This window comes from Streptomyces canus 299MFChir4.1 (assembly GCF_000383615.1).
Taxonomy (GTDB): domain Bacteria; phylum Actinomycetota; class Actinomycetes; order Streptomycetales; family Streptomycetaceae; genus Streptomyces; species Streptomyces canus_C.
Map to the genome: position 1 here is coordinate 1 of NZ_KB911697.1, position 1,017 is coordinate 1,017.

General features: G+C 63.8%; 1 pseudogene. It reads left to right on the forward strand.

Going from position 1 to position 1,017, the window contains the following annotated elements:
- Positions 1–341: 341 nt before the first annotated feature.
- A pseudogene (locus H293_RS54235) lies at positions 342–1,017 on the forward strand (hypothetical protein); the annotation flags it as partial.

Here is a 1,017-nt window from a genome sequence, read left to right on the forward strand (position 1 = left end):
TGGCGGCGACGGGGGCGGACAACGCGAGGTATGAGGCGTTCCGTGACTTCATGAACGGTGTCGCCACGGCCCCCGACACGGAGGCCGGGACGGCGGAGCCGGACCAGCACCGTTCCGAGTCGGGTTCGGAGTCCGTCGAGGCCGGAGTGCCGGCGCAGGCTGTGGGTTCTCCTGTTGTGGGTGGGGAGCCGGTTGTGTCGGCGGAGTCGGGTTCGGAGTCGGCGGTGGGGGGGATGTTGCCGGCGCCGTCGTGGGGTGGTTTCCGTTCGGGTGGGGGCAGGCGTGAGCGGCCTCGGGAGCCGCAGGTGGTCCGGATCAGGGTCGGGGATGAGCGTGTGCCGATGGTCTGGGAGAGCGGTTTTTGGGTCTTCGAATCTGGGTCTGGTGGTACTGGTTTCATTGATGAGAGCCAGGTGGACCGTCACGGAATTGTTTCCGACGGTATGGCTGGGTATGTGTTGCGTTATATGTATGGCGGTTTCCCGCTGTATCGGGGTATTCCTCGCTGGCATCCGACGTGGCATCAGGTGACGGGTGAGGGTCTTATTCGTCCGCTGGGGCGGGGGCGGTTGCCTGACTTTGACACTCATAACACGTCGTTCATTCCGTTTGCTCCGACCAGTGATGTCGCGCGGGGTGCTTTGCTGGCAGTGCGGGGTATGGGGGAGAGTGATCGGGCCCAGTTCGTTGAGGGTTATCGGCGTTCTGTGGGCGATGCCGAGGTGGGGTTGCTGGCGACTGTTCATGCCACGCCGGAAATGGATCTCGGGTTCTTCAATGAGACGGAGATCCAGATCAGGGGCCCGGTCGAGGCGTCGCGTGTCCGTCCGTTCTATATGAGTTCGACTGAGGACGACGTTCTGGGGAACGGTTCGATGGCCGAGTTGCGTGAGACACGGCCGAGGACACCGACGAGGGAGGAGAGGAGGTCGTACGAGCGTAGGTTTGGTGGGTTGCGTGCTGCTCCGTCCGGTGAGGTTTTGGGTGGGGTGGATGGTGGGTTGTCGCCGGCCGTGG